The organism is Rhizobium sp. PEPV16, assembly GCF_008919455.1.
GTDB classification, from domain to species: Bacteria; Pseudomonadota; Alphaproteobacteria; order Rhizobiales; family Rhizobiaceae; genus Rhizobium; species Rhizobium leguminosarum_Q.
In genome coordinates, this window is sequence record NZ_VSZV01000355.1 from 97,033 (window position 1) to 117,963 (window position 20,931).

20 protein-coding genes are annotated in these 20,931 nt (G+C 60.6%); 11 read left to right on the top strand and 9 right to left on the bottom strand.

The genetic code is table 11. The annotated features are described in order from the left end of the window. Positions 1 to 53: 53 nt before the first annotated feature. Positions 54 to 383, top strand: coding sequence for a DUF6665 family protein (locus FY112_RS34095; protein WP_043294226.1), 330 nt, complete (start codon positions 54 to 56; stop codon positions 381 to 383). Positions 384 to 487: 104 nt separating this feature from the next. After that, positions 488 to 1,357: an aldose 1-epimerase family protein gene (locus tag FY112_RS34100; protein ID WP_026158339.1), complete on the top strand. Its 870-nt coding sequence runs from the start codon at positions 488 to 490 to the stop codon at positions 1,355 to 1,357. A gap of 38 nt (positions 1,358 to 1,395) precedes the next feature. Here the strand turns inward: FY112_RS34100 and FY112_RS34105 are convergent, their stop codons facing one another. Then, positions 1,396 to 2,985, bottom strand: coding sequence for an MDR family MFS transporter (locus tag FY112_RS34105; protein WP_017957602.1), 1,590 nt, complete (start codon positions 2,983 to 2,985; stop codon positions 1,396 to 1,398). A gap of 24 nt (positions 2,986 to 3,009) precedes the next feature. Next, positions 3,010 to 4,194 (bottom strand): HlyD family secretion protein, encoded by a 1,185-nt coding sequence (locus FY112_RS34110; protein WP_131709884.1) that lies wholly within the window; start codon positions 4,192 to 4,194, stop codon positions 3,010 to 3,012. 135 nt (positions 4,195 to 4,329) lie between these two features. Here FY112_RS34110 and FY112_RS34115 point away from each other — a divergent pair, with 135 nt between their 5' ends. After that, positions 4,330 to 4,977, top strand: a complete 648-nt coding sequence (locus FY112_RS34115; protein WP_017957604.1) for a TetR/AcrR family transcriptional regulator — start codon at positions 4,330 to 4,332, stop codon at positions 4,975 to 4,977. Positions 4,978 to 5,058: 81 nt separating this feature from the next. Here the strand turns inward: FY112_RS34115 and uxuA are convergent, their stop codons facing one another. Together uxuA and FY112_RS34125 are read right to left on the bottom strand one after the other, a co-directional pair. Continuing rightward, positions 5,059 to 6,246, bottom strand: coding sequence for a mannonate dehydratase (gene uxuA, locus FY112_RS34120; protein ID WP_094088944.1), 1,188 nt, complete (start codon positions 6,244 to 6,246; stop codon positions 5,059 to 5,061). 46 nt (positions 6,247 to 6,292) lie between these two features. After that, positions 6,293 to 7,015 carry a GntR family transcriptional regulator gene (locus FY112_RS34125; protein ID WP_131643572.1) on the bottom strand — a complete coding sequence of 241 codons (723 nt, stop codon included), beginning with the start codon at positions 7,013 to 7,015 and terminating at the stop codon, positions 6,293 to 6,295. 277 nt (positions 7,016 to 7,292) lie between these two features. Here FY112_RS34125 and FY112_RS34130 point away from each other — a divergent pair, with 277 nt between their 5' ends. From FY112_RS34130 to FY112_RS34140, 3 genes are all read left to right on the top strand, one after another. Next, positions 7,293 to 7,697, top strand: coding sequence for a DUF2934 domain-containing protein (locus tag FY112_RS34130; RefSeq protein ID WP_026264637.1), 405 nt, complete (start codon positions 7,293 to 7,295; stop codon positions 7,695 to 7,697). A 55-nt stretch (positions 7,698 to 7,752) separates the two neighbouring features. Beyond that, positions 7,753 to 8,004, top strand: a complete 252-nt coding sequence (locus FY112_RS34135; protein ID WP_017957608.1) for a hypothetical protein — start codon at positions 7,753 to 7,755, stop codon at positions 8,002 to 8,004. Between the two features lie 290 nt (positions 8,005 to 8,294). After that, positions 8,295 to 9,569 (top strand): O-antigen ligase family protein, encoded by a 1,275-nt coding sequence (locus FY112_RS34140; protein WP_131629861.1) that lies wholly within the window; start codon positions 8,295 to 8,297, stop codon positions 9,567 to 9,569. Positions 9,570 to 9,598: 29 nt separating this feature from the next. Here the strand turns inward: FY112_RS34140 and FY112_RS34145 are convergent, their stop codons facing one another. The 3 genes from FY112_RS34145 to FY112_RS34155 form a co-directional block, all read right to left on the bottom strand. After that, entirely contained in the window at positions 9,599 to 11,614 is a 2,016-nt protein-coding gene (locus FY112_RS34145; RefSeq protein WP_027667063.1) for a nucleoside-diphosphate sugar epimerase/dehydratase, read from the bottom strand. A 123-nt stretch (positions 11,615 to 11,737) separates the two neighbouring features. Then, a complete protein-coding gene (locus FY112_RS34150; protein WP_062941905.1) occupies positions 11,738 to 12,304 on the bottom strand; it encodes a sugar transferase in 567 nt (188 codons plus the stop codon). A 290-nt stretch (positions 12,305 to 12,594) separates the two neighbouring features. Then, positions 12,595 to 14,016 (bottom strand): S8 family serine peptidase, encoded by a 1,422-nt coding sequence (locus tag FY112_RS34155; RefSeq protein ID WP_245506269.1) that lies wholly within the window; start codon positions 14,014 to 14,016, stop codon positions 12,595 to 12,597. Positions 14,017 to 14,135: 119 nt separating this feature from the next. On the opposite strand from FY112_RS34155, the gene FY112_RS34165 reads away from it, so the two are divergent. The 3 genes from FY112_RS34165 to FY112_RS34175 all read left to right on the top strand — a co-directional run bounded on the left by FY112_RS34165 (position 14,136) and on the right by FY112_RS34175 (position 16,194). Beyond that, positions 14,136 to 14,678 (top strand): RNA polymerase sigma factor, encoded by a 543-nt coding sequence (locus tag FY112_RS34165; RefSeq protein WP_131629858.1) that lies wholly within the window; start codon positions 14,136 to 14,138, stop codon positions 14,676 to 14,678. Then, complete coding sequence (locus FY112_RS34170; RefSeq protein WP_151520333.1) at positions 14,675 to 15,406, top strand: hypothetical protein; 732 nt, start codon at positions 14,675 to 14,677, stop codon at positions 15,404 to 15,406. Before FY112_RS34165 ends, FY112_RS34170 begins: the two co-directional genes overlap by 4 nt. Positions 15,407 to 15,477: 71 nt before the next feature. After that, entirely contained in the window at positions 15,478 to 16,194 is a 717-nt protein-coding gene (locus FY112_RS34175; RefSeq protein WP_131629856.1) for a DUF6065 family protein, read from the top strand. Between the two features lie 312 nt (positions 16,195 to 16,506). Here the strand turns inward: FY112_RS34175 and FY112_RS37235 are convergent, their stop codons facing one another. Further along, positions 16,507 to 16,710: a hypothetical protein gene (locus FY112_RS37235; RefSeq protein WP_062941906.1), complete on the bottom strand. Its 204-nt coding sequence runs from the start codon at positions 16,708 to 16,710 to the stop codon at positions 16,507 to 16,509. A 66-nt stretch (positions 16,711 to 16,776) separates the two neighbouring features. Between FY112_RS37235 and FY112_RS34185 the strand changes: the two genes are divergently transcribed. Then, complete coding sequence (locus FY112_RS34185; protein WP_246700822.1) at positions 16,777 to 18,255, top strand: SLC13 family permease; 1,479 nt, start codon at positions 16,777 to 16,779, stop codon at positions 18,253 to 18,255. Positions 18,256 to 18,401: 146 nt separating this feature from the next. After that, on the top strand, positions 18,402 to 19,577 hold the full coding sequence (locus FY112_RS34190; protein WP_131621543.1) for a glycerate kinase: 1,176 nt from the start codon (positions 18,402 to 18,404) through the stop codon (positions 19,575 to 19,577). A gap of 48 nt (positions 19,578 to 19,625) precedes the next feature. Here the strand turns inward: FY112_RS34190 and repC are convergent, their stop codons facing one another. Next, entirely contained in the window at positions 19,626 to 20,918 is a 1,293-nt protein-coding gene (repC, locus tag FY112_RS34195) for a plasmid replication protein RepC (protein ID WP_151520334.1), read from the bottom strand. Between the last annotated feature and the right edge of the window lie 13 nt (positions 20,919 to 20,931).

Below are 20,931 nucleotides of genomic sequence, written 5' to 3' on the forward strand. Positions count from 1 at the left end.
TTTGGAACAGGATTGGATAATATCGCGGCTCACGCCAACGGAGACCTGTGCCAATGAGCGTTCGTCCGCCACAGTCCTTCAGACAATCCGAGCAGGATAGAAGCGGCTTCAACGTCCTCGAATATGAGCTGATGTCGGAACGGGCCGATTCTCTCGGACGTCACGGGCTGAAGGTGGAGGCGGCGCTTGCCGCTCTGAAGGCATGGACTCCCGACCGCCAAAGCGCCGAAGACCGCGAGAGGCTTCTCAACGAAGCATCCGATGCCGTCTGGGCGTTCTTCATCCAGCGTGAGATATGCGGGTTGCGGAACAACCGCGACGCGATTCAGCGCTACGGCATCCCGAACGAAGTGATCGCGAGATTGGGCGCGATGCGGAAATGACGAGGGCAGCGGCTGGTGTGTTGCCGTCCCGCCCCTCTATTGGGTGGAAATCCCCCGTGCGGAACGGTATGGCTTGGTGCCGCACCAATTCGAAAGGAAACGTGATGCCAATCTCCATCCGGATCGGGAATCAGGATCTCACCGTCGATGTCTCCTCCCTCGGCGCCGAGATGCAGGCGCTCACGTCAAGCGACGGACGCTCTTGGTTATGGACCGGCGACGCAGCCTTCTGGACCGGGCGGTCTCCGGTCCTGTTTCCGATCGTCGGCAAGGCGCCGGATGACAAGATCGCAATCGACGGTACGGTCTATCCGATGGCCCAGCATGGTTTTGCCCGCCGCAGCGAATTCGTGCTTGCGGCCTCCACTGAGACGATGTGCCGGTTCGAACTGGCCGCCTCGGATGCGACCCGGGCGGTCTATCCGTTCGAATTTCAGCTGGCCGTGGTGCATGCGGTCGAGGGCCGCGCGTTGACTGTCACGGCGGAGGTCACCAATCGCGACCAGAAGGCGATGCCGTTCGGCCTCGGATTCCATTCGGCCTTCGCCTGGCCGCTACCCGATGCTTCCGGCCGCGACCATATCGTCACGCTCGACAATCAAGGCGAGCCGGGTCTTGTGCGGCTGGAAGGCGGCCTGATCAATCCCGCGCCCCTGCCCTCGCCGTTCGATGGCGGCCGGCTGGTGCTCGATCACGCGATGTTCGAGCAGGATGCGATGATTTTCCCTGATGGTGTGGGCGCCGGCTTGAGTTACGGCGCCGAAGGCGGGCCGGCCATGCGGTTCCATTTCGAAAATCTGCCCAACCTTGCGTTATGGACCAAACCGGGCGCGCCCTTCCTCTGCATCGAGCCCTGGCACGGGACGGCTGCGGAAGCCGGGAGTTCGAGCGAGCTTTCCAAGAGGCCGTCGACCACGATCCTGGCGCCGGGCGCTGTGGCGAGCTTCGCCTTTACGGTCGAAATTCCGGAATAGAGAGAGCACTCGCCTGGAAGCCGGCGAGTGCCGCTGTTTCAATGAGCGCCGGCGCCAGCACCGGCCCGCGGTTTTTGGGTGAGCAGCAGGGCGACGGCGGCAATGGCAAGAACCACGCCGATGACGGCGAATGTATCGGCGAAGCCCAGGATGAGGGCCTGGCGTTTGACAACCTGGCCCAGCGCCACGACGGCCTTCTGGGCTGCGACGGCATGGTCGGAGACACCATGCTGCACGAAGTAGGCTGTCAATTGGTCGAGACGGGTGCGGACTTCATCGCGGCCGAGCGTCACCGACTGGCCGATGATGTTCGAGTGGAACTGCTCGCGTTTGGTCAGGACCGTGCCGAGCGTCGCCGTGCCGACGGCGCCGCCGAGGTTGCGCAGCATGTTGGTCAGGCCCGAGGCGGCGGCCGCATCGGAAGGCGCAATGCCGGCAGTGGTAATGGCGGTGATCGGCGTCAGCACCAGGGCCTGGCCGATGGCGCGGACGATGTTCGGAATCCAGAACTGGTCACCTGCCGTGTCGGCCGAAAGCGTGATGTTCATGAAGCAGCTGATCGCGAAGATCGAGATGCCGAGAAAGCCGATATACCGCGCATCGAAGCGCTTCATCATCATCGGGACGAGCGGGATCAAAAGCAGCTGCGGCAGGCCGGTCCAGGCCAACACGTAACCGATCTGCTCGGCATTGTAGCGCTGCACCTGGCCGAGATATTGCGGCAGGATGTATACGGTGCCGAAGAGGGCGACGCCGACCAGCACGTTGACGGCAACGCCGATGCCGAAGTTGCGCTGCCTCAGCAGGCTGAGCTTGACCAGCGGCTTCTTCACCGTGAGCTCGATCCAGATGAAGGCGACGAGGAAGGCAAAGGCGAGGATACTGAGCTTGACGATGAAGGGCGAAGAGAACCAATCCTCTTTATTGCCTTCCTCGAGTACGGTCTGCAGCGCCGACAGACCAATGGCCATGGTGAAGATCCCCGCCCAATCGCCTTCCCGCAGCAGGCCAAGCTGCATCGGCTGCTTGTCGAGCGTCAGGGCAAGGGCGACCGCCATGATGGCGCTCGGGACGGCATTGATGAAGAAGATCGTCTGCCAGCCGTAATTTTCGGTGAGGTAGCCGCCGATGGTCGGGCCGATTGCCGGTGCGAAAGTCACCGAGAGCGCGAAAATCGCCAGGCCGAGCGGCTGCTGCGACTTCGGCAGCTTGGTCAGCACCATGGTGAAAGCCATGGGGATCAGCACGCCGCCGGCAAAGCCCTGCAGGCCGCGCAGCACGATCATCGTGCCGAGATCATGCGCGAAGGCGCAGGCGATCGAAAACAGCGGAAAGAGGACAGAATTGACGAGGATATAGCGGCGGAAAGAGAAGACATTGCTGAAATAGGCCGTCAGCGGGATGACGACGATCTCGCCAATCAGATAGGAGGTGGAGATCCAGGCGCCGTTGTCGACGCCTGTTCCGATGCCGCCCTCGATGTCGAGAAGCGAGGCATTGGTGATCTGGATGTTGAGGATCGCCATGAAGGCGCCGATCATGCCGGCGAGAACGGCGATCCATTCCCTGGTGCTGGCGCCGGTTTTCGGCTGCGGAACGGCGATGGCTGTTGCTGCAATGGTGGACATGACACGAACTCCTCGTCCCCGGCCCTAGCTGCGGTCGTTCTTGGTATCGATGCTTGGCTGCACGGACATGCCGGGGCGCAGGTCGCCGTTTGCGGCAGCGTCACCGTCGAGCACGATCTTCACAGGAATGCGCTGGACGACCTTGGTGAAGTTGCCGGTGGCGTTGTCAGGCGGCAGCAGCGCGAATTCCTGGCCGCTTGCCGGCGCGAGGCTGTCGACATGACCGTGATAGGTGCGGCCCGGGAACATATCGACCTCGATATCAACAGGCTGGCCGGCCTGGACGTCGGTGAGCTGGGTTTCCTTGTAGTTGGCGATGACATAGGCAGCCGTCGTCGGCACGACCGACATCAGCTGAGTGCCGGCCTGGACATATTGGCCGACGCGCAGCGTCCGGTTGCCGACGGTGCCGTCGACGGGCGCGGTGATCGTCGCATAAGAGAGGTTGAGCTCGGCCTGGTGTTGGACGGCCTTGCTGTGCGCAAGGGCCGCTCTCGCCTGGGCCAGCTCTGCGTTCAGCAGGTCGACCTGCTTGACGGCGGCGTCGAGCGAGGCTGTGTCGCGAATGATGGTGGCCTGGGCGGCAGCGATCTGAGAGGCGGCCTGCTGCGCCGTCTGCACCGGGGCATAACCGCTGGTGGCAAGGTTCGAATAACGCTTGTTGTTCTGCTCGGCAAAGGTCTCATTGGCGCGGTCGACGTCGACGGTCGCGCGGGCGGCGGCAATCGTCGACTGCTGGATATCGAGAGAAGCCTGCTTGGCGTTGACGGTGGCTTCGGCGGCGGCGACATCGGCCTTGGCCTGATCGAGGGCTGCCTTGAAGTCGCGATCGTCGATGCGGGCGAGCGGCTGGCCGGCCTTGACGGTCTCGTTATCCATGACGAGGACCTCGGAGAGATAGCCTGATACCTTGGGGGCGATGGTGCTGTTGTCGGCCTTCACATAGGCATCGTCGGTCGAGATATGGAAACGGCCGACCGTCCAGTAATCATGGCCGTAATAGGCGCCGGCGGCGATCAGCACGAGCGCGGTGGCGCCGAGAAGCAGGGAGCGGCCGCCGCGCCTGCGGGCGGGCTTTTCCTCGGCAACGGTGGCGGCAGCTTCCGCGACGCGCGGCGGCTGGCCGGCGTCCAGGCTTGCCGGGGCAGCTTCGGCAACGGTCTCAACGGCGGTATTGTTATTCAAGGCATGCAGCTTCTTGATGGTCATTGTCTTTCTCCTGATGACGGTCGCCGTCACTTGGGCTGCGGCCTTTGAATTCGAATGAAATGCACTTTAGGAAACTTGATATTTTCCAAAATATGCACTAGAAAATAGATGTCAATGAGAATTTGGAAAATAGTCATGGTCCAAAATCACGAAATCGAGAAGAAGCCGCGAGGACGCCCGCAGGTCCGCTGCGACGAGGATACGAGAAGCGTGATCATCGAGGCGGCAAACAGGCAGTTCCACGAGAATGGCTATGCCGCGGCTAGCATCGCTGCGATCGCGCAGGAGGCCGGCATTTCGACCAAGACGCTCTACCGCCTGTTTCCGACGAAAGGAGATCTCTTTTCAGAGATGATCACGGAGCGCACGGGGCGCTTTTTGATCGCCCTTGACCCCGGCACACTCGCCGTGGCCGATATCAGGCAGGGGCTGGAGCGCATACTGATGGCCTACGGTATGCTGACGCTCTCGATCGATACCATCGCCATGACCCGGCTTGTCATCAGCGAGTCTGATCGTTTCCCAGAGATCGCCAACGCCTTTTATGAAAAGGCGATCGTCAGAACCAATACACTGATGGAAAACTGGCTGCAAAAGCAGATCGATCGTGGACTGATTGCCCTTGATGATCCGCATGCGGCCTGCGGCATGCTGCGCGGCATGATGATCATGGAACCGCAGCGTGCCGCGATGCTACGCCAGGAGCCGCCGCCGAAGATCGAGACGATTGCGGCTCGGGCGAAGATGTGCGCCGATCTTTTCCTGAAAGGTTGCGCGCTCTGAAGCATCGCTCGGGCTTCAGAGCGCGATGATTTTCGCTAGAGCAATTCCAGCAAAAAATGCGCGGCGGTTTTGCGTCCACCCTCAGTTCGGCGGAGCGCCCAGCGCATGCAGGATGCCGCGCAGTTCGGCGAGGCCGCGCATGCGGCCGATGGCCGGATAGCCCGGTGTGACGACCTTGTCGAGGTCGTCGAGCATGCGATGGCCATGGTCCGATCGGAACACGATGGTGTCTTCGGGACTGCGGCGGCGGTCTTCCGCGACCAGTTCGCTGAGAACGGCGACCATATCGACGTCGCCTTCCAGATGCGCGCTTTCATGGAAGGTTCGGCCGTCACCCTCGCGCGTCGTGGCGCGCAGATGGGCGAAGTGGATACGCGAGGCAAAGCGTCGGGCGATCGCCGGCAGGTCGTTTTCGGCGCGCACGCCGAGGCTGCCGGTGCAGTAACACATGCCGTTCGCCGCCGACGGCACCGCATCGAAGAGAGCGGCATAGTCGTCCGCCGTCGAGGCGATGCGCGGCAGACCGAACAGCGAACGCGGCGGATCATCGGGATGCAGCGTCAGCTTGACGCCGCGGGCTTCGGCCGCCGGCGTCACCGCTTCCAAGAATTCGATCAGGTGCCGGCGCAGTCTTGCGGCATCGATGCCACTATAGGCGACAAGCTTTTCGCGGAAAGCCGGAATGGTCAGAGGTTCGGTGGTCGACCCCGGCAGAGCCGAGGTGATGATGCGGGTGATGTCGGCGACCTCGTCGTCCGTCATCGCCTCGAAGACGATACGCGCCCGTTCGCGGTCTTCGCTGGAATAGTGCTGCGCCGCATCCGGCCGTTCCAGGACGAAGAGATCGAAGGCTGCAAAACGCTCGTGGTCGAAGCGCATGGCGGTGGCGCCGGTCGGCGTCACGAAATCGAGTTCGGTGCGGGTCCAGTCCACCACCGGCATGAAATTATAGCAGACGATCGAAATACCGCAGGCAGCGACCGCTTCGAGACTGGCGATCCACGCCTCGATTTCGGCCTTCGCCTCCCCGCCCTTGCGCTTGACGGCGTCGGGGATCGGGATGCTCTCGACGACTGACCAGACGAGCGGCGAGCGGCCGCCGGGCGTCGTCTCGATCAGAGCCTGGCGTTCGCGCACTTCCTTCTCCGTCCAGGCCCTGCCGATCGGCACCTGATGCAGCGAAGAGACGATATTCGTCGCGCCCGTCTGGCGGACATCGTCCAGCGTCACCGGCGCTTCCGGCCCGAACCATCTCCAACCCTGTCGCATCCTTCTTCCTTCCCTCTCGCTTTTCGTTTCGTGTTCTGGCCTGCTGTCAGCAGAAATAATCGGGGTAACGCGCGCGCAACTCGTCGACATCGGGAATGACGGCACTCAGATGATGGATCATCGCACTGCGTGCCCCCGCCGCATCATGGGCGGCGAGCGCATTGCGGATGATCATATGTTCGGGCACGACGTTATCCATACGCCCGAGCACCGGCAACGTCAGCCGCCGTGCCCGGTCGATCTGCACCTTGACCGTTTTCAGGATTGCCCAGATGCCGGGATAACCCGATATCTGCGTGATCGCCTCATGAAAGGCCTCGTCCTCCTCATGGAAGCTCGAAGCATTGCCGGTCGCGGCATGGGCCTGCTGGCGGGCTATGATGGCGTCGAGACGGGCGATATCGGTGGCCGTCGCGGTCAGAGCTGCAGCCTCGACGGTCGCGCCTTCGAGCGCCTTGCGCACGACGACCGCCTCAGGGATCGCCGAGACCGGCACCCGCGACACGACGGTGCCCGACTGCGGGTAGATATCGACCAGTCCGCCTTCGGAAAGCCGGAGCAGCGCCTCGCGTACCGGCGTGCGGCTGACGCCGAAATCATCGGCGATCCGCTTTTCCTGCAGCAGCATGCCCGGCGGCATCCGCAGCGACACAATGTCGGCATAAAGGCGATCGTAGATGGCGCCGGCCGTGGTGATACGGCGCAGCCTGCCCCCGGCCTCCCGCAACGCCGGGACGACCAAAACTTCGGTTTCTGATGCTTGCTGCATGGATACACCGGGACGCTGAAACTTTGTGGCATACTAGTATATCAGTTTTATCGCCGTGCCAAGACATGCTGCTCAAGGTTCGACGCTTCGCGAATTGAGCAAGTCGACCCCGCGGGCCGCAGGCTGGAGGGCAAAAACATGGAACGGCAATTACAGTGCGCAAGCGCGGGTGAACGGCATAGACCTCGCGGAAATGGAAAGCCGATCTCTACGCCGAGGCACTCTTTGTTTGGAACTTAGATCGGCCAAGTTGGTTGAGATCCGCAAGGAGACCCTCATGAAAAAGCCAGCACCACGCAAGACAAACGAAAATACGACTGACGGCGGCCGGCCGAAAACTCCACCCGCCGCGGACGCAGGCGGACGGAAGATGGTTCGGCGAGCCGCAAGCCAAATCGACAGGCTGAGCGGCGCATCGCCAGCAGCTAGCCGCGAGGAGGAGATACGAAGAAGGGCATATTCCCTGTGGGAGAAAGAAGGGAGGCCGGAAGGCAAGCACGGGCATCACTGGACCCTGGCCGAACATGAACTCGATGCGCAGCAGGGCGAAGCCGACAATCCTCCAAACCTCGCAGCATTGCGAGAGGCGTCGCGCGAACATACCGATGCATTCCTCGTCAAGACCGATCTTGAGGACGCCGATCAACGCGAAGCCTCCCCCGGCACACGCGAGCAGGATTGAACCTTTGGGACTCGCGCCAATCTCAGACCCCTTGCCACTCAGAAAGGTCCCCGACATGACCGACAAACAGAACTTGAACGCCGGATTCACCGGAACGCCCGCTGAGCAACCGGAGGGATTGACCAAGGTCGCGAAGTCGGCGGCCAAAGAGATGAAACGTGAGGCTTATGCCGTCGCCTTCGGCGCCAGAGAGCACCCGTATACCGCAAGCGCATTGCTGCTCACCACCGGCATTGTCGCATTCGGGGTTGGCTATCTCCTTGGTCGATCGTCGGCGGAATCTTCGACACGCCCATATTGGCGATAGCGGCAGCCGCTTCACTTCAACGAGGCGCATGCATCGGTTCTTCGCCGATCCCGATGATGCCGCCTATCAAACCTTCACATCACGCCCGCACCTCAGACGTGTTTTCTGTTGAAGCCGGCCTTACCGTCGTACCCATTTGCCACCCATCATCGAACAGAACCACGTCTGTCCGGACGCCTGTTGCCGGAATACCACGTCGAATAAAGCCATAGATTGCACCGTGATCACAGCTTGACAGCTGTGATGACGATCCTTAGCGAGGCAGCATCGACACGGTCAGGACCGGCAAAGTGAATTATTTTAGACAACTCAAGATGGCAGTGCTTTCTCCGGGGGATGAGGCCGGAAGCGCACTCGACCGAAACAACCGCATTGCCGTCTTTCTCTTTGCAATCCTTCCAGGGCTTTCGCCGAACTTCAACTCCTTCATCCTTCTCGCGTCGATGGTGTGGGGCGTCTACTGTCTGGCGACGGGCCGCCTCGTCTGGAACCTGTCGAAATCCGACCGGCTGGTTGCCATTGGCATGTCGATCTACCCGCTGGTGATGATCGCCAGCATCTTCATCAATCCGCCCTACTCCGAAGTACCGGACTGGATATTCCGGCTCCTGCCTTTCTTTTCGGTCTGGCTGATATTGCCGCGGATGCGCCAATCTCCCGATGGCCGTCTCGTGCCGCTCTTTATCCTCGGCGCAGGTATCGGCATGATCGTCACCTTTCTTTTCAGTCTCCTGCAGATTATGTTTTTGATGGACAGAGCAGAGGCTGGAACGTCCAACGCTGCGCTCCTCGGCGTGATAGGTATTCTGTTCGGCGGCATTGCGCTTCTCAACATTCAATCTCCCAGAAGCGTGGAGCAAAGAATTGCGATATTGGGATATGCCGCGGGTCTAGGCTGCGTTCTGCTTTCCGGAACGCGCTCGGCCTGGCTGGTCATTCCCATCCATATCGTCATCTTCCTCTGGTACTTTCGCAAACACAGCTTCCATCTGAGTTTGCGCAGCCTGGCTATTACCAGCTCCTTGCTGTTGGCGGGACTTATCACCCTGGGCAGCGGCCAGATCCTCCATCGCATCCAGGCGCTTCAGGAAAATCTGACATCGCTCGAACGCACCGACGGCGAGATCACGTCGCTGAGTGCCCGGTTCGCCTTGTACAAAGGCGCACTATCAGCAATCAGTAAGGACCCGTTGACAGGTTATGGCCCGCAGAACCGGATGAGTTCGGTTTTGGCAGAGCTTCCCGATAATATAAGGCCGCAGCTGCCTTACTCGCATGTCCATAACGGCTTTCTGACCGCGGGAATCGACGCCGGCGTTTTCGGTATTGCAGCGCTTTCGCTGATGCTGCTGACGCCCGTGATAGGCGCGTGGAGAAAAGAACGGGGACCGGGCCGGGATTTAGCGATTGCGCTCGCTCTTCTACTCGTCAGCAGCTACGTCATAACAGGCAGCTTTGGCATCATGTTCAATCAGAAAGCTTTGGATCCGATCTTCGCCTACATGGTCGCCCTTATTTGTGCGGATCGCGGCAGCACGGGCTTTGCGCCCGTTGTTCGGAGCTGACGTCTGGCATCCTTGAGCCTCAGCAACCCTTACAGCGTGTTTTGAATTGTCTGGGGCAGCCTAAGTGGCTCGGCGCCGGTGAAAGCCAGATCCGAGACCTCACCCGTTGACGAATAGCCCGAAACAAGTTCTGCCAATGTCGCACGTGCAGCGATCATATCGTTCCGGTCCAACGCCGCGTTGAGCGCGTTGAGCCTTCGCGACAGCTCGGGCCAGGACAGGAAATCCTCACGCGCCTTCATAATCCGAGGATGTTCGGTTGTTTCAGGATTATCCCCGATCAACAGCTCTTCAAAGAGCTTCTCGCCGGGTCGAAGTCCGGTAACGGACAGCTCGATATCGCCTTCGGGATTGTCTTCGTCGCGGACGGCCAGCCCGGAAAGCTCTACCATCTTGCGGGCGAGATCGGCGATGCGAACCGGCTCTCCCATGTCGAGCAGGAAGACATCTCCGCCCTCCGCCATAGCACCGGCCTGTATGACGAGTTGGGAAGCCTCCGAAATGGTCATGAAATAGCGGGTTATATCAGGATGTGTCAGCGTCACGGGGCCGCCGTCCTTGATCTGCTGCCGGAAAAGCGGCACGACGGATCCTGAGGAGCCGAGGACGTTTCCGAAACGGACCATGGAGAAATTCGTTCGCATTCTGTCGACTGCCGATTCCGCCGCAAGCGCCTGTAGAACCATCTCCGCCAGCCTCTTGCTGGCGCCCATTACATTTGTCGGACGCACGGCTTTGTCTGTGCTGATCAGCACGAAATTCGAGACGCCGCATTTATTCGCCGCGCGTGCCGCGACCAGCGTACCCATGACATTGTTCTTGATGCCTTCCACGGCATTGTGTTCGACAAGGGGAACATGCTTGTAAGCGGCTGCATGATAGAGCGTCTGAGGTCGCCAGCTCTGCATGACATGTTCCATGCGATCCTGATCGCGGACAGAACACAGAATCGGGACGATCTGCATATTTTCATGCTTGTACAGTTCGGCCAGCTTCTGCAATTCGGCATGGATATTATAAAGCGCAAACTCGTTCTGATCGATGAGGATGAGGCTGGAAGGCCCGGTGCGCAATATCTGACGACATAGCTCGCCGCCGATCGAGCCGCCAGCACCGGTGACCATCACCACCTTGTTGCGCATTGACTTGTCAAGTAGCTCCTGGCGCGGCGCGACCGCTTCTCTTCCCAGCAGATCTTCGATCTCCAGCTCTCGGATGTCGGAGACGGCGATGCGTCCCTGAGCCAGGGCAGTGAGATCCGGCAACGTGCGAACATTGACCCTGGCTTTACGGATGTGCTCCAGGATTTCGTTGCGACGCTGCCGCGATGCGGAGGGAAGAGCAAGAAGCACGTTGTGCACGCCGAGAGATTCGGCAAGCACCGGAAGATCCGAGGGGTCGTAGATCGGCAAACCACCCATGACGCCGCCCTTGAGACGCGGATCATCATCCAGATAGCCGACGACATTGAGTTCGGCACTGTTGATCAAGGCACCGGCCAGTTGCCGCCCGGCCGTCCCTGCCCCATAGATCAGCACCTTGGCGAGCATATTCTTGTGAAGGATGCGCTGGTAGGCATCCCCGAGCCAGTAGCGGATACTCAACCTCGACAGCCCGATCGCAATCAACAGAAGGAAGGGCTGGAGGATGCCGACGGTTCTCGGAACACCGGGGACGCTGAGTGCTGTAAATATCGTCATGAAGGCGACGCCGTAGATCGCAATCGCCTTCAGAACAGTAATGAAAGCAGCCATGTTGGCATAACGGAAGATCGCCCGATACATGCCCATGACGATGAAGATGGGAAGGGCCATGCACAGTGAAACGAAGACCGGCAGCCACTGCACACCTGTCAGCACCGTCCATTCGTTCAGGCGGAAACAATAGGCCAGCCAGATCGTCAGAACACAAAAGCTGGAATCCAGCAGCAAGGCCAGAGCGCGTTTGGCAACCCGCGGCATCGCCAGCAGAGGGGCGACGAGCGCTTGCATCGGCATTAAGAACCATCCTGAGCGCGGCGTCTCAGTGGGGGTATTTTCGGGCATTGCTTACCAGCGTCTCGCGGATCAATCAGACAACCACCTTCTTGTCATTTTCTGCAACGAGCGCAACTGAAATAATCGGAAAGTAAGGTCTCCCGCACCGCTCATCTATCAGAAGTAGGTAGCTTAATGCCTTATTCCCTTGCGGCGAATGACCTTCTCGGCCGTCATAAACAGGATGCTTATGTCGAAGCCGAACGAGCGGCGTTCGAGATATTCGACATCGAATTTTACCTTCTCCGGAATCGGCAATTCGTCCCGGCCATTGATCTGTGCCCATCCCGTCAGTCCGGGCAGGAGCTTGTCGACACCATGGGCCGTCCGCAACTCTATCAGATCATATTGATTGTAGAGTGCCGGCCGCGGTCCGACGAAACTCATCTTCCCCTCGAGAATGCACCAGAGCTGCGGCAGTTCGTCGAGGCTGGATTTGCGCAGAAACGAGCCGATCGGTGTCAGAAAGCGATCCGGATCTTCGAGCAGATGCGTGGCTACCGTCGGTGTGTCGACGCGCATGCTGCGAAATTTCGGCATCAGGAAGATCTGATTGAAACGGCCGACACGTTTTGACCAATAGAGGATCGGTCCGGGCGAGGTAAGGCGAACACAAAGAGCGACGACAAGGATTGGAACGAGCAGGATCGCCGCCGCAATCAAAGCCAAGAAAAAATCCACCGCCCGTTTCAAACCCATGCTCCGCAGTTCTTCCGACTTGCCGACCGACCATCCGCCATTCGCGCTATCGCGTTGCCGTATCGTCAAAAAGCGTTTCGCGTCAACTGGTGGGATGTGGTGTTTTTTCGATGGATCGGTTTGGTCGATCATCCCCTGCGGGGCTCTTCCGTCTCTCAAAATTTTCTCGGCCCTAACCCTCTGATCCGAAAGCCGGAAGCTGCCAACCGGAAATTATTTCGGCTTTTATTTCCGTTACACTCTGTTAACCATAATCGTTCGTGTCAACAGATCGTGAAGCGGCAGCTGGGTCACAACGCCGATGGCTTAGTGTCGCTTATGTTTTCACAAAGCCTGCTTGCGTTTAGAAGCCCCCACCCGAACACCGGGTCTTTCCCTGGCTTCCCAATGTCGTCGGTAAATTGCCTTATCTTTGCCTCCAGACTTTCGTGCGACATATCAGGATCGCCAGCAATCAGCACCGAGACCGCCGCCGTGATGAAGGGCGCAGCGAAGGATGTGCCGGTTTTTTGTCGGGCGCCGGAGATGGACGCCGCAGTCCAGACCCCCACGCCAGGAGCGGCAATGTCAATATAATCGCCACGCACGGCACGGCGATAAGGGTTGCGCCCCTTGTCAACTGCCGTCACGGCAATCACGTCGTCATAGGCCGCAGGGTAAACAGGCTTTGCGTTCGGGCCATCATTGCCGGCGGCGGCCACCAGGATCATCCCGCTTTCAGTCGCTGCTTTCACGGATTTTTCGAGCACCGCGTTCGCCGGGCCGGTCAAGCTCAGGTTGACGACCTTGACGTCGCGCTGAACGAGCATATCCAGCGCCCGCACGAGGTCGTAAATGTTGGCGATATCCGCAGATTTTCCGGAGCGCTGAAAGGCATCGACGGCGATGAGTTCCGCTCCAGGCAGGAGCCCGGGGACGCGGCTGTCCGATGCACCGATCAAAAGGGCAGCAACGGCAGTACCATGCTGCGCGCCCGATTTTGTCGCCTCCCCTTCGCTGAGGCGGATGACCTCCAACCGCGTATTCGTCAGGGTCACATGATCGATATTGATCGCCGTGTCGATGAGACCGATGCGGGGCGGCTTGGCACATCGGGTGATCTCACTGGTCGGCCACCCGACGATCTCGCGGACGAGTGCGCACCCCTCCCCCGAGCAGCCTGCCTTGTTCTCCGATTGCGGCTGGTAGAAATGGTTGAGATCGACCACGGCCGTCGCACTGCGGGCCACGACGGCAGCGCGCGCCGAATCGAGCGTCGTGCCTGCCGGCACGATGAGCCTCACCATTTCGCTGCCGATGAGCGAAACCTGGATGCGATCCTCAACGGCAAAGCCCTCCTGGGTCAATCCGGCAATCGCGTCTTCTTCAAGACCAATCGCGACGAGCTCGTTTTGCGCCTGTTCCGGCGTCGAGGCTGCGCGGCGCATGGGTGTACGACGCTCGCGGGATGGCCAGCGAAAGAGCGAGCGCAGATCATGGAAGCCGCCTCCGCCCCGATGGTATGCGGGATTGTCACGGTCTCCACCGCGGCCGTTATCGCCGCCACCACCACCACTGCCGCCGTCGTCGTCATCTCCATCATCGTCATCGGCAAGCGCAGCGGGCATGGTGAACCCGGCGTCACCCAACGGCAGGGGCAGAACAGTAAGTACCCCGCCGATAGTTGCAGCAGCGAGGAGGCGCAATGACTTAATCTTGACTGTAAGCAGCATGGTCGGTCTCCTGCGGCAGTTTCCGATTGGATTCTCAGATCGAGAAGCCACTTTCGATCAAACTATCCCGAGAATACGTTTGACTCGACAGCTTATTCCCTCGCGTGCGAAAAAGCGAAATGACCAACGACACGCAGACAGTACCCGAACGGCTGGTTGCCTTCCTGCCGAACCTCAGGCGTTTTGCGATCTCGCTGTGCCGTTCCCGGGAATTGGCAGACGACCTTGTGCAGATGGCCTGCGAGCGCGCTATCCTCGCAGCCGACAGCTTTGTACCCGGCAGCCGGTTCGATGCCTGGATGTTCCGCATTCTGCGCAATTTGTGGATCGACCACCTGCGCCGCCAGAAAACGGCCGGCCCCCAAGGAGATCTGGAGGATGCGCGCGATGTGTCGATTCCCTCCGGCGAGGCTGCATCGCTTGTGCGCATGGATCTGCTCGAAGTGACCGCCGCCCTCCAAAAGCTGCCGGCCGAACAGCGTGAAGTGCTGGTGCTTGTCTGCGTTGAGGAGTTCAGTTACCGCGATGCCGCCGAGGTTCTCGCTATCCCGATCGGCACGGTGATGAGCAGGCTTGCCCGCGCACGGAAAAATCTGATGGAGCTGACGGGAATAAGTTTTGGCGAGAGACGTTCGCCCGATACGAAAGGCGGCGTTCTATGAGCAAGAAAGATTTTGACGATGAAACGTTGATGGCATTTGCCGATGGCGAACTGGACGAGACGCAAAGCCGCGCGCTGGAAGAGGCACTTGCTGGTAACGAGGCGCTCTGCGAACGCCTCGCCGTCTTCCTCGACAGCCGCCAGTTGGTGGGTGACGCGCTGAAACCCCGGATCGACGAGCCGGTGCCTGAGGCGTTGCTTGCTTCGGTCCGCAGGATGGCGGATGAGGTACGGCACCAAAAGCCGCAGGATAACGTCGTTTCCTTCCGTCCAAAACAACAGCAGCAGGCGATGCGGCGCCGGCTCGTGCCGGTGGCGGCAAGTCTTGTGGCGATCGTGACCGGCGTTGTCGGTTTTGCGCTGGGCCGCATAAACCCGTCTGCATCGAATTCCGGCGCAGAGATCGCCGCTGTCCTCGATCGCGAGGTGTCTGGTCGGGACGTGACGCTGTCTTCCGCGGAAACGGTGCTGCATGTCGTCGCCTCATTCCGCGACGAACGCGGCGAACTCTGCCGCGAATATGAGCTGAAGCAGCCGAAAAGCAGCACCCTCACCGTCGCTTGCCGGCAGAACGGCGTCTGGGCGACGCGGCTCGCACTAACATCTGCGAAAGCCGACGGATACGTCCCTGCCTCGTCACAGGAGACGATCGACGCCTATCTGGCCTCGATCCAGGCTGGGGCACCACTTTCGCCTGAGGAGGAACGAGAGGTTCTGGCCCCTGAATGAATATTTGCCATCATCGGGAATAAGTCCTTCCGGGCGCCGTTCATCCCGCATCGATTGACGGGAGAACAGCGATGACAATGGCCTTTCTGAATAAACCGCAGCCCGGATTGACATTTCTCTGCCGCAAGGAGGACGAGGGGGTTATCCCCGCTCCCGTGCGCGCCAAGACGGCGCTGCCCGACTGGTTCCGCAGGCTGCCTGCCGTCGATGAGGCGCATGTCTCATCCAACAACAGCGGCTTGACCGTGAAGCGTTGCATGCCCTTCCTCGACGCGATGGCGACGGGCTGGGTGATCGGACTGGCGGCAAGCGTACGCATGGAAATCTCCGACAATGGCAAAACGGTCGATTGCGGTTGGGATTTCGACCGCACGCTCGTCAGCAACCATGCCAGCCATCAGGTCGCTGGCAATCCGCGCGAGCCGCTGCCGCCGTGCAAGTTCCACAATTATTGGACCATCCGTACGCCGCCCGGCTGGAGCTGCCTGTTCGTGCCGCCGCTCAATCGGCCGAATGGCGTCTTCGAGGTCGTTGCCGGGGTCGTGGATACCGACACCTACCAGTCGGAAATCCACTTCCCGTTCTTCGCCACCGGTGAGGACGGCCTGCACATGCTGGAGCGCGGCACACCGATTGTCCAAGTCATTCCATTCCGCCGCGACGCATCCGACCTCGACGCCGACATCCGCACCGAAAACCCGGAGGAAGGCACCCTTCGCAAGACGATCCTGCGCAAGACACTCGCATCGGACGGCTGGTACCGCCGCTTCGCCCGCGCGCAGCGATAGTTTTTTGACACGGATTTTCCGGTTCGTCGTCGCTGCCCATCGCAGCGGCGGTGCTTCCGCGTGTGTGGCAGATTCAAATTATCCTATTGAAAATATTTCTGTTTTTTGAGGAATAAACATTCCTCGCCGCCGTTTCTCCCTCGCAGCCAAGGAGGCTGTCACTCAAAGGAGAAACGTCATGAAGAAGTTCATCGCAATCCTGAGCGCGTTCCTGGTGGTCGGTGCCGCGGCACCCGCGCCCGCCATCGCCGATGACCCGGTCACACGCCTTTTGCAGAAGATGACGCAAAGCAACAAGGCGAGCCACGCCCGCTATAACCGCGACCGGGACGATGACCGGCGCAGCAGCTGGAGTTCGAACCGCAATTCCAACAGTTCGTCGAACTCCTCCCGGAATTCCAACTCGAATTCCAACTCGAATTCGAGCTCAAACAGCAGCTCCAATTCGTCGAGCAACTCCAACTCGAACAGTTCATCGAACTCTTCGAGCAATTCGAACTCGAATTCTTCCTCCAATTCCTCGTCAAATTCGTCCTCCGACGACGATTGAGGCTCAGTCTGAAACCCGAAAGGAGGGCGATCGTGGCCCTACATGCAATCGCCCCTCTGGACCCCCACGCCAACCGGCGTGGGGAACCCTCCATGGCAGCCGAGCGCACCGTGCCGCTTGCCCGCGTCAAGCAGATCGTCGCGGCGATCGTGCTCGCCTTCAGCGCCATGCTGATCTTCCTGGCGATCGACGACCTCACCCTGAAGATGCGGCTGACACTTGCCGTTTTCGTCGCAACGATCACCGCCTGGACCATCCTCGACCTGCCGGACACGCCCGTGGCGCTCGCCGCCGCCGCTCTTCTGCCGGTCGTCGGCGCGATTGACGAGGATGTGCTTTACCGCTCGCTCGGCAATGATATTGTTTGGCTGATGCTGGCGGCCTTCGTTGTGGCCGGCGTGCTGCGTCAGGTCGGCGTAATCGAACAAATTATCCGTCGGCTGCTCGCCCGGTTCGCCACCGTACAAGGCTTGTTCTGGGCGCTGACGTTCTTGATCTTCGCCACCGCCTTCATTATCCCCTCGACCTCGGCGCGCGCCGCCATGCTGGCACCTGTCTATCTTGGTCTCGCAGCCGCGATCGGCAATACACGGGTCAACCGGGCGCTCGCGCTGCTCTTTCCCTCGGTCATCCTGCTCTCCGCCGGCGCTTCGCTGATCGGCGCTGGTGCCCACCTCGTCGCGGCCGGAATGATGGAGCGCCTGCAGGAGAAAGGGCCCGATTTCCTGGGCTGGATCGCGCTTGCCGGACCCTTTTCGCTGCTATGCTCGCTGCTCGCCTGCGCCGTTCTGCTGCGTCTTTTTCTTACCCGCGAGGAACGGGCGATAGCGATCGCCGAGCGCAACGCCGACGAGGCCCTGACCCCTTTGACACGCCAGCAATGGACCGTGCTCGCCGTGACCGGCGCGATGATCCTACTCTTCGCAGCGCAGCCCATGCACGGCATCGGCATGCCGCTCATCGGCATCGCCGCTGCCCTGCTGTTGGCGAACCAAAAGGTCTCCGGCCTACCGCTAAAGGCGGCGCTCAAGAGCGTGGAATGGAACCTCCTGCTCTTCCTCGCCGGCACGCTCGTCATCGGCGAGGCGCTGTTGGAGACCGGCACCGCGAAAGTGCTGGCCGAGCGGATGGTCGACCTTGCCGGAAACAGCATCGCGGCATCGCCCGCACTCCTGGTCTTTTTCGCTGCCGTAGTCGCGACGCTTTCCCACCTCGTCATCACCTCGCGCACGGCGCGGGCGACCATTCTCATACCTGCGCTTGCCCTGCCGGTCGCAGCCCTCGGTGTTGACCCGCTCAATCTCGTCATGGTCGTTACGTTGGCGAGCGGCTTTTGCCAAACGCTGATGGTCTCCGCCAAACCGGTAGCGCTATTCGGCGCGATGGATCCGCCCCCCTTCGGGCAGGCCGACCTGTTCCGGCTCGCCGGTTGGCTGATCGTGCCCTTCGTGGTGCTGCTGGTCGTCTTCGCCACACTCGTCTGGCCGCTGCAGGACCTGCCGCTGTACTGAACAGTACGGATAGACAAAAGGGAAAGACCGCTGCGTGCGGTCTCTTTTATTTAGTCGGCTAATTTATTTTTATAATGCTGGAATAACCTCGGGGCTGTCCCGTTCCTCCCCTGTCACATCATTGTCATAGTAGAAAGGAACATCCCATGTCGTTCACGGTTCTCGTCGCGCCCTCCGGTTTCAAGGAAAGTCTGTCGGCAGATCAGGCAGCGGATTGCATCGAAAGTGGCGTTCTACGCGCCTTTCCCGGCCTTACCGTCATCAAAACGCCTATGGTCGATGGCGGCGAGGGTTTCACCAAGGCGCTCATCAAGGCGACGGGCGGTACGCTTCACCAGCTGACGGTGAGCGGCCCGGTCAACGACCCAGTCGAGGCGCATTTCGGGTTCCTCGGCGGCAGCGACGAGCCGACCGCCGTCATCGAGATGGCCGCGGCCGCCGGGCTCAGCCTCGTGCCACGCGACCAGCGCAATCCCTGCGTGACCACGAGTTATGGCGTTGGCGAACTGGTGCGTGCCGCGCTCGACCGAGGTGCACGCCGCATCCTTCTCGGCTGTGGCGATAGCGGCATCAACGATGGCGGCGCCGGCATGGCCGAAGCGCTCGGCATCCGTCTCTTGGACCAGGAAGGCAATCGCCTGCCCCACGGCGGTGCAGCTCTTTCCCGCCTCGCCGCCATTGATATGAGCGGCCGAGATCCTCGTCTTGAAGGCGTGCGCATCGATGCTGCCGTCAACTGGCACAATGTCCTCCTCGGTGAACGCGGTGTTGCGCGCATTTTCGGGCCGCAGAAGGGCGCAACGCCGATGCAGGTGGAACTGCTCACTGCTGCCATGGAGACGTATGCCACGGCGGTTCGGTGCACGACGGGTATCGATGTCGGCATGGCGCCCGGATCCGGCGCCTCCGGCGGGCTTGGTGCCGCGATACTCGGCCTCCTGGGCGGCAGATTGCATCCGCGTTACGACATCGTCATGCAGTATCTGGAGCTCGACCGGTTTATCGCACAGGCTGATTTGGTCATCACCGCGGAGGGCAGCCTTGACGGGCAAACCCCATATGGAAAGGTGCCTGCCGAAGTGGCTGCACGGGCAAAAATTGCCGGAGTGCCCGTCATCGCACTCGCCGGCACCATCGGCAAAGGCGTACGCCTTAATTTCGAGCATGGCATTGATGCCTTTGCGTCGATCCTGAGCAGGCCCTGCTCGCTGGAAGACGCCATCTTCAGCGCCCCGAAACTACTCTCCCGAGCGGCAGAGGATGCAGTCCGCATGGTCATGGTGGGCATGAAGCTTGGGGCACGCTGGCGCCAAGTTGCCTGACCTTGAGCAAGGGTAAAGGGGACAAAGTCAGCTTCTGCAAGCACCAATTCATCCCGTCTTCGCTCTCATCGGCGAATTGCTGCGGGCAAGGGCCATCAACATTGGTCCGATAGCGAATTCCCCTTTCTCGGCGCGTCGCGTCAGGTCGCGGAGGTAACCGCCGGCGGAATTGATGTGCCCTGCCCTTTCGAGAACGCAGGCAATGACGGTGGCCGCATTTTCAGGTCCCATGATGTCGCAGGCCTGCTCATAGGCCGATGGGCTGACGCCGAGCATCGAACGAACGACCACAGCCGCGGCCATCAGCTCGCGCCATGTGCCGACCGAGCCCTGCGGTCCATAGGCTGCGATTTCCGGGCAGGCCTGCAGCACCAGCCCCAGTGGGAAGGATTTGAGCGCGGCGCTGGCAGCGGGGGCAGAACTTGTGGCCGGCACACGCCCGTTCTCGTCTTCATCTTTCTGTAATCGGACTGTCGGTTCGGCCCGCCCCCCCGATCGATCATCCGCCGTTGCGCCCTGCTTCATTTCGGAAGCTGGTTCAAGTTCAATAATGGATTGTGGATTTGAATTCTGTATGTGCCGCTCATAATGTTGGGCATTGCCGCTATGATTTTGAGCTTTAACCTGCATTTCCAACTGATTGGTGATTTCTTCGCGCAGCAGCTCCAATTCGTCGAGTGCGGCTGCAACCTGTTCGGCGGAAGGCGACCTTGGCAGCCGCTCGACGACATCGCGAAAATGCAGATGAACCCGGCTCCAATCGCCGGCGGCGCCCTCCTCCAATGCCATCTCGATGAGCTTGGCGACATCGCGCCGGCAAAGCGTCAGGCGTTCTCTCAGCCGCTGCAGGTGCAACCGTTCCGCAACCACCTCTGCCGCCAACCGCTCGATTTCCTCAGCGCGCACCAGCAGCGGCGCCAGCGAAAAACCGAATGCCTCGCGGATCTCCCCACCCTGCTCCTTGCGGGCGTAGCGCTTGCCGTTCGGGCTATCCTTGCGGATCAGCAGCCCGGCCTCGATCAGGCTCGCCAAGTGGCGACGGATCGTCTGCTCCGCCATTCCATGCGCGCGCAGCGAGAGCTGTGCATTGGAAGGGAACACCACGAGCCCGTTTTCCTCAGAGAGCTCTCCCTTGGGATAAAAGCTCAGCAAGGCGTTCAGGATAGCGAGCGCCCGGTCGGTGATGCCGAGCAGCGGCTTGGCCTCGCATAGGGCACGATAGAGTTTCCACTTGTCGATAGATTGGCCGGGCTCGATTTCTCGAGCAGCCGCCTGGCTTGCTAACATGCCAAGCGTCATCGGCCGCCGCCCGAAGGGCGTCGTCACACTTCCGCTTTCCATTTTCTTCGCCTTC

Coding starts and splice junctions, on each gene's coding strand:
- uxuA (WP_094088944.1), bottom strand. CDS start 6,246: ATGCGACAGGGTTGGAGATGGTTCGGGCCGGAAGCGCCGGTGACGCTG.
- FY112_RS34175 (WP_131629856.1), top strand. CDS start 15,478: ATGACAATGGCCTTTCTGAATAAACCGCAGCCCGGATTGACATTTCTC.
- FY112_RS34135 (WP_017957608.1), top strand. CDS start 7,753: ATGACCGACAAACAGAACTTGAACGCCGGATTCACCGGAACGCCCGCT.
- FY112_RS34165 (WP_131629858.1), top strand. CDS start 14,136: ATGACCAACGACACGCAGACAGTACCCGAACGGCTGGTTGCCTTCCTG.
- repC (WP_151520334.1), bottom strand. CDS start 20,918: ATGGAAAGCGGAAGTGTGACGACGCCCTTCGGGCGGCGGCCGATGACG.
- FY112_RS34170 (WP_151520333.1), top strand. CDS start 14,675: ATGAGCAAGAAAGATTTTGACGATGAAACGTTGATGGCATTTGCCGAT.
- FY112_RS34115 (WP_017957604.1), top strand. CDS start 4,330: ATGGTCCAAAATCACGAAATCGAGAAGAAGCCGCGAGGACGCCCGCAG.
- FY112_RS34190 (WP_131621543.1), top strand. CDS start 18,402: ATGTCGTTCACGGTTCTCGTCGCGCCCTCCGGTTTCAAGGAAAGTCTG.
- FY112_RS34110 (WP_131709884.1), bottom strand. CDS start 4,194: ATGACCATCAAGAAGCTGCATGCCTTGAATAACAATACCGCCGTTGAG.
- FY112_RS34150 (WP_062941905.1), bottom strand. CDS start 12,304: ATGGGTTTGAAACGGGCGGTGGATTTTTTCTTGGCTTTGATTGCGGCG.
- FY112_RS34125 (WP_131643572.1), bottom strand. CDS start 7,015: ATGCAGCAAGCATCAGAAACCGAAGTTTTGGTCGTCCCGGCGTTGCGG.
- FY112_RS34105 (WP_017957602.1), bottom strand. CDS start 2,985: ATGTCCACCATTGCAGCAACAGCCATCGCCGTTCCGCAGCCGAAAACC.
- FY112_RS34155 (WP_245506269.1), bottom strand. CDS start 14,016: ATGCTGCTTACAGTCAAGATTAAGTCATTGCGCCTCCTCGCTGCTGCA.
- FY112_RS34100 (WP_026158339.1), top strand. CDS start 488: ATGCCAATCTCCATCCGGATCGGGAATCAGGATCTCACCGTCGATGTC.
- FY112_RS34095 (WP_043294226.1), top strand. CDS start 54: ATGAGCGTTCGTCCGCCACAGTCCTTCAGACAATCCGAGCAGGATAGA.
- FY112_RS34145 (WP_027667063.1), bottom strand. CDS start 11,614: ATGCCCGAAAATACCCCCACTGAGACGCCGCGCTCAGGATGGTTCTTA.
- FY112_RS34130 (WP_026264637.1), top strand. CDS start 7,293: ATGAAAAAGCCAGCACCACGCAAGACAAACGAAAATACGACTGACGGC.